General features: G+C 41.7%; 5 protein-coding genes and 2 pseudogenes. 4 read left to right on the top strand and 3 right to left on the bottom strand.

The features are described from left to right. Window positions 1-372 precede the first annotated feature (372 nt). Both ACGF49_RS10730 and ACGF49_RS10735 read right to left on the bottom strand, forming a co-directional pair. The gene (locus ACGF49_RS10730) at window positions 373-933 is read right to left on the bottom strand and encodes a hypothetical protein (RefSeq protein WP_021325903.1); all 561 of its coding nucleotides are present in this window, start codon (window positions 931-933) and stop codon (window positions 373-375) included. Next, entirely contained in the window at window positions 930-1,628 is a 699-nt protein-coding gene (locus ACGF49_RS10735) for a C39 family peptidase (RefSeq protein ID WP_228902892.1), read from the bottom strand. The genes ACGF49_RS10730 and ACGF49_RS10735 overlap by 4 nt, the downstream gene beginning before the upstream one ends. A 498-nt stretch (window positions 1,629-2,126) precedes the next feature. Between ACGF49_RS10735 and ACGF49_RS10740 the strand changes: the two genes are divergently transcribed. The 3 genes and pseudogenes from ACGF49_RS10740 (at window position 2,127) to ACGF49_RS10750 (ending at window position 4,421) form a co-directional block, all read left to right on the top strand. Then, complete coding sequence (locus ACGF49_RS10740; RefSeq protein WP_146748094.1) at window positions 2,127-2,573, top strand: hypothetical protein; 447 nt, start codon at window positions 2,127-2,129, stop codon at window positions 2,571-2,573. Between the two features lie 93 nt (window positions 2,574-2,666). Further along, window positions 2,667-3,349 (top strand): annotated as a pseudogene (locus tag ACGF49_RS10745) (IS630 family transposase). Between the two features lie 427 nt (window positions 3,350-3,776). Continuing rightward, window positions 3,777-4,421, top strand: coding sequence for a hypothetical protein (locus tag ACGF49_RS10750; protein ID WP_387490881.1), 645 nt, complete (start codon window positions 3,777-3,779; stop codon window positions 4,419-4,421). Between the two features lie 291 nt (window positions 4,422-4,712). Here the strand turns inward: ACGF49_RS10750 and ACGF49_RS10755 are convergent. Then, window positions 4,713-5,206: pseudogene (locus tag ACGF49_RS10755) on the bottom strand (transposase); the annotation flags it as partial. A 198-nt stretch (window positions 5,207-5,404) separates the two neighbouring features. Here ACGF49_RS10755 and ACGF49_RS10760 point away from each other — a divergent pair. Continuing rightward, on the top strand, window positions 5,405-6,367 hold the full coding sequence (locus tag ACGF49_RS10760; protein ID WP_387490884.1) for an Abi family protein: 963 nt from the start codon (window positions 5,405-5,407) through the stop codon (window positions 6,365-6,367). Window positions 6,368-6,537 lie beyond the last annotated feature (170 nt).

A 6,537-nucleotide genomic window follows, 5' to 3' on the forward strand; every position in this document is an offset into this window, starting at 1 on the left:
TTGATCTATGAAATATGATCAAGAGACAGTGCCTGCGGGGGTTTTACTTTTTTTGCGTGTGTAAAAAATATCTTGGCTAATTTTATCAGGGTGAATACTATGTAAAAATGTAAAGAAAGGAGTCTTTCATGGAGCTGTTTACGCGCAGAATTAAAGCTGTGTACACCTGGCAGAATTACTACTGTATTGATGTCAAATCACGTTTTTTGCAGAGTGAGCTACTTTAAACTCATGAAGTACATTCTTTGGGTGATTTTATGCAGAAACCATTAGCTAATGAGTTCAACATCAAGGTTGCACCTATTTTCCGCCGACCAAAAACTAAAAGATGCCCATTTTTTTAACTGGGCATTATAGTTTAGCATCTTAGAGTCAACCTATTTGCGCTATAATTTTGTTTGAGATCTCTTCCACCTCATACAATTTGTGGATCGCGATATCCCGGATTAATGTTGGCTTAAGCGGGATGATAATGTCGTGAATTGGGTTGTGCAACCATAGAGCCACGAAATGACACCAAGGTAAATTAAGTTGCCGCACTTCATAGCCTTGCTGTTGAACCCTACTATCCATTTCCGCTGCAAGGAGTGCCTCAACTGTCGAGATGGGTATCGGGCCATCAAGGGTCATCGAAGAGACGATGAGATTTGCATCGTGCATGTTCAAATGGAGGTCGGACACGGCAGAGCTGCCTGACAACAATAGATACCTCCAACCTGTAGCGTGGGCAGCTTTGGTCAAAGATTTCGTTTTTTCAAATTCATTGTGATCGACATAGTACATTTTAATCGGGTTCGACGATGAGACGTCGTTGGTATTTATTTTATTGTTTTTGTCAGCTTCGCTAAGCGAGCCTCCATCTATAATACCTTGCAAAAAAGAAACGATAACACTGTCCGCTCCGCTTGGATCGTTCACAAAGGAAATAGTCATTTACGTGCCTCATGTATTGTTGGTTGTTTTGTTGGTTGTTTAGTAAAGCAGGTTTGCCTCCAGTCAGCTTCTGAATCTCCATAGTAATATAACGGGAATATATGGGCATTCTCGAGCGTTTTCGTATTGTCCCACGGATTGCAAACCTCCCAAACTGGATATGGATTTGTCGATGATTGTGGCACCAGATCGAATCCGCCTGATATCACTACTGCATGACCCCCAGTATCACCCAAGGCGGGAATTTTCTTTGAGAAAATAACGGCAACGACAAATGGACTATTATTAGCTAGTTCTTGTGCACAACGGTTAAAATCAGCTCTTCCTTTTATTTCTTCCTTAAGCGCCCCTATCACCTCCAAGGACGTGTTTGGCATTCCCTCCTTATTGCAATTATCACCACCTGGAAAATGGTTGTAGGGAGCTACACAAGATCCAGGGTTAAGCTGTCGGGCACCAGAATAAATCGGCTCTTGTAGGTAACGATACGGTTTCCGCGCATAATAACTGCCTATACTTGCAGCCACAGCGATCCAGCACCAAAACGTTTGCTCCTGCCTTTGCGCGTACCCTTTACGCCAGAAATCCGTGACATAGGGTTGTTTGTCGGCTTCTATGCTACGTTTGGAGGCAGAAAGCGCCACTTTCTTTAAAGAGAGGCATCTCGGTAGAATGCCATTTTGAATATCAATCATGTTGTCCTCACTTGTTGAAAATGCGACTCCAGTTTTAGAATTTTAGATTACGAATCATATTGGATTTTATGTTCGTAAATTATAAAAATCACATATAAAAAAAGACGCTATATTAACATATTGTGGTAGCATAGTTAATTTGGCTCTCGGATTAATAGTTATTTGTTTTGTATAAATATGGGGTTGTGAAGAGACATATTTAAATGTAAATTGCTTTGTATTAACTTTAAATGCATACACTATGTACAAACTTTAATAGGAATCATTTGGATGATTTACTCCACACTTTATTTATGTTCTCCGAACATAAGCTCTAATGAAATAATTAGTAATTTGTTGACATGGCTCTGATGAAGTTTATATTTTGTATAAAAATAAAATAAATCTTATATTGTGTATGACAAGTAAAAAATTCGATGGTTTCTTGATTTTTCTTAAACACACTATATATAACGATATGTGAATTTTATCTTATAAATATCTAAAAAGGAGTATGTTATGTATTACAGGTTAATTAACGAAGAAACAGGTTTATATCTCGGAGTTCGAGAGTCTAGTTCAAATCGTATAGTTAGAGGGTTTAGTCTTGATGAAGTATCTCAGGAGAGAAATAATATTCATGTGGTATGGGCTATATCACACCGGTTTGACGGAGCTCAGATAGGGGCACTAGACGCGTTAATCCGTGGGCAATTTTTTAGGTTGGCAAACGGTTATGAAAAGATAGTAGTAGATGGCCGTATTTATGATGCCTTGACTGTGGATAGTCCTGATGGTAATACCCTGAAATTTACAGTTAGCGAACATCATAATGGCCTTTACACTATACAGCCAGCGAATGACCGTAATGCCTATTTGAGTATACCACCAAAACAAGTGGCCTACCATCCAAGCGTAATTTGCGGGCATAAACTCTCTTATTGGAAGCTAGAACTAAACACCTAATTAACTGTTCTGAATAGTAGATCAATGAACTCAGTCCAAATTTAGTGATCTGATCGATGGCTAAACATCACAAATCACTAACAGGACTGAGTCATGTCTATCATAGCTCCGATACCCCGCGACGAAAGACGCAGAATGCAAAAAGAAATCCAACGCATATCAGATAAAGGTTACGCACGGAGACTTATTGCTATCTTACTGCTTCATAAAGGAAAAATGGTTATAGAAACCCGTGATATTACCGGGGCGGAGCGTTCTTCTATTGGGCGAGGGGTGAATTGGTTTACCGAAGGCGATATCGATCTCAAGCCGAAAATTGGCGCAGATTGGACACTTAAAGGGCAGCAGAAAAAAGTGGTCACGCCCGGAAACAACTGTAAGCATTATCTGACGGGAGCGCTTCATGCCGGAATAGATAAAGTGCTTTATGTTTCAGGCAGTAAGAAGAACACTGAGTTGTTTATTGCGATGCTGGAAAAGCTGAAACAGCATTATCGAAGAGCCAAAAGTATCACGTTGATATGGGATAACTACATTATCCATAAAAGCCGTAAGACAGAGGCTTGGTTGAAAAATAACCCGAAGTTCAGATTGTTATTCCAACCCATTTATTCGCCATGGGTGAATCTGATTGAGAAACCTTGGTACGCCCTGCATGAAACGATAACACGTAACCACCGATTCCAATATATGTGGGAACTCCTCAGGAAAGTTAAGCATTTTATGCACAACGTATCCCCTTTCCTGGAGGTAGTCATGGTATGGCAAATATATAGCACAATTAGGATCAATTATTTAGCCTATTTCATAATTTCTATCCTTTCAAAGGATTCTAATAAGTAGATAGAAAAGATCCCAATGAAAGAAGCTTTTATATACTGATACTTACTAATAATAATGAAGTTTGTACGTAGTGTATGTATTTTAAGTTAATACAAAGCAATTTACATTTAAATATGTCTCTTCACAACCCCATGTTTATACAAAAAATAGCTACTAATCCGATGTTAAAATTAACTATGACGGCATAATATGTTAATTGTGGCTGTTTTTTTATATATGTTTTTTATAATTTACGAGCTTAAAATCTAATGTGATTGGTGATCTGAAATTCTAAAACTGGAGTCGCATTTTTCAACAAGTGAGGACAACATGACTGATATTCAAAATGGCATTCTACCGAAATGCCTCTCTTTAAAGAAAGTGGCGCTTTTTGCTTCCAAACGTAGCATAGAAGCCGACAAACAACCCTATGTCACGGATTTCTGGCGTAAAGGGTATGCGCAGAGGCAGGAACAAACGTTTTGGTGCTGGATCGCTGTGGTTGCGGGTGTAGGCAGTTATTATGCGCAGAGACCGTATCGTTACTTACAAGAGCCGATTTATTCTGAAGTCCGACAGCTTAACCCTGGATCTTGTGTAGCTCCCTACAACCATTTTCCAGGTGGTGATAATTGCAATAAGGAGGGAATGCCAGACAAGTCCTTAGGGGCAATAGGGGCGCTTGAGAAAGCAATAGAAGGAAAAGCTAATGCGAGTCTTTGTATAGGAGAACTGTTTAATAGTCGGCCATTTGTCGTTGCCGTTTTTTTCTCAAAGAAAGTTCCCGCCTTGGGTGATACTGGGGGTCACGTAGTGGTGATATCGGCCGGATTTAATATGAAGGAGTCACAACCACCGTCACATCCAGTTTGGGAAGTGTGTAACCCGTGGGACAATACGAGATCTTTGGAGAATTACGAGATATTCCCGTTATATTACTATGGAGATCCAAAAGCTCGCTGGGCGCAAACCTGCTTTACTAAACAACCAACAAAACCACCAACAATACATGAGGCACGCAAATGACTATTTCCGTTGTGAGCGCTCTAAGCGGAGGAGAGCATAAATCTATGGTCACCCCGTTTTTGCAACACTGATTTTGATTAATGGTAGGCTTGTTTAAATCTATCCGGCGTCTCTATGGACAAGAATGCCCGCACCTCAATGAGTTCTGCACCTGATGAACTTCAATGAGCCATTTTTATGCTTAGGTTTTTCATCAGGTCGTTCATGTCATCAATAATCAGTCTTCGCAAAACCCGATGGGTAACTGCTTAAATTAACGATAGCGTCCCTGCTCAAGCAGGGCAATTACCGTTACCTTTCGAACACAGTTTGTCGTGTCGTGATAGCCCAAGCTATCCGGGCCAATTTGTTTGCCAGCGCACAAGCCACTACACAAGCGTGTTTTCTGACCAGTTGCGCTTTAACCCAGCTGGCCAGACGTCCCGATTGATGGTCGATGCGCTGGATAAAAACTCGGGCACACTGAACCAACAACCGTCACAGATTTTTATCGCCACGTTTACATTCCCAGTAGCGTATTTTTTTCCGCCGGTACTGTATTGACGAGGGACCAGACCAGTCGATGCAGCAAAGTCCCGGCTGCGAGCATACTGTTTGCTATCGCCTAACTGAGAAGATAAAACGCTAGCAGTTATTGGACCAACGTCAGGAATTGTCAGAAGCTGTTGTCCTGCCTCATTACGGTTTAACGCCTGTTCCAGCGCGGCTTCAAGTTCATTAATCTGTTCAACCAGATAGCGATAATGAGCATGCAGCCGCATCAGTAGCTGCACCAAGTAGGGAGGATTTCAGGACACATCAAAAGTCTGGTTACTCACAGATACCGAGAATAACCCTATGCGAATCTGACAGAAGTGTCAAAATGCGTTGACAAAATCTACGTCGGGCGTAATATTAGCCCTAACAACGCTCGCAATGTTCCCTAGGGGATGTTCGTGGGCTTTTTTTTGCCTCTTTTTCTTCTTCAGGGATGACTGCTAATCATGCCTTATACCCTCTATCCAAAGCCGTATCGTTCACCAGGGGATCTTGTTGCCGATTTACAGGCTAAGCATCTTCAGTTTCAGAATACTGCTGATGCAGAACAAATTCTTAGTCAGATAAGCTATCACCACTTCAAAATTTACCTGCATCCGTTCCTCGATTCGGCCAGCCCCGGCGGCAAGCATTACCGTCCGACAGCGTTCTTTGAGCATGGCGTTCAGATTTACCGGTTTGATGAGGAACTCCGCGCTTACCTTTTTAAGGTCATCGCCAGACTGGAAGTTAAATTACGCAGCCGTCTCGATCACATACTCGCCGCGCACAGTAATAATCCGTTCTGGTATCTTGATAATACATTCTTTTTAACCACGAACGGTACGCAAAAACTTGATGCTATTCGCAGCCGGATAGCTTCAGAATTCCTTAACAGCAAAGAAGCCTACGCCCATAATTATAAAGCTAAGTATTTCAACGAGACGCACGACAATTTCAAACAGCTTCCCCCATTCTGGATCGCCAGTGAGTTTCTGACAATTGGTGCGCTTCAGAAGATCTATTCAGTCATCAATAACCACTATTTTTATAATCTGCCTGGTACGGCCAGTAACACACTGCAAAGATTAGCGGCTGAATTTGGTGCGCGAAAATTTTCAACTCTGTCTAATTGGGTTACCGTGCTACGTGATGTTCGCAACAAGTGTGCCCATCATAGCCGCCTTTGGAACGTCAATCTGCCTGCGCCAAAAGATATTATGCATCTTCTAACGGTTGTGCCGCTACAGACGAATCGCCTTTATAATGCTCTGGTAGTCATGAATCAGATGATCAAAACGCTCGGTATTACCAGCCTGGACTTTTTTGACACGATTGATGATCTGACACAGCAATACCCGGCGATTCAACCTTACCTGCGTAGCGCTGGGTTTGCTCATAACTGGCGGGCAGATCCGTTCTGGCATTAACGTTTAACTCTGACAAATTGACTCATCTGGTGTACCAGGGCGCGAGCATACTTTTTTACCCCCCCCTTGAATGAACCGTAATTATATGATCTCATTCTCCTTATTTTTCTTTTTAATACTCGCCCATGAATCCGAACCAGACCCTGATTGAACATTTAACCGTTGTGAAA

The sequence above is a fragment of the Photorhabdus sp. RM96S genome (assembly GCF_042879335.1).
Classification (GTDB): domain Bacteria; phylum Pseudomonadota; class Gammaproteobacteria; order Enterobacterales; family Enterobacteriaceae; genus Photorhabdus; species Photorhabdus kayaii.

Excerpts from the sequence above, each read along its gene's own strand:
- ACGF49_RS10735 (WP_228902892.1), bottom strand. The coding sequence starts at position 1,628 with ATGATTGATATTCAAAATGGCATTCTACCGAGATGCCTCTCTTTAAAG.
- ACGF49_RS10740 (WP_146748094.1), top strand. The coding sequence starts at position 2,127 with ATGTATTACAGGTTAATTAACGAAGAAACAGGTTTATATCTCGGAGTT.
- ACGF49_RS10730 (WP_021325903.1), bottom strand. The coding sequence starts at position 933 with ATGACTATTTCCTTTGTGAACGATCCAAGCGGAGCGGACAGTGTTATC.
- ACGF49_RS10760 (WP_387490884.1), top strand. The coding sequence starts at position 5,405 with ATGCCTTATACCCTCTATCCAAAGCCGTATCGTTCACCAGGGGATCTT.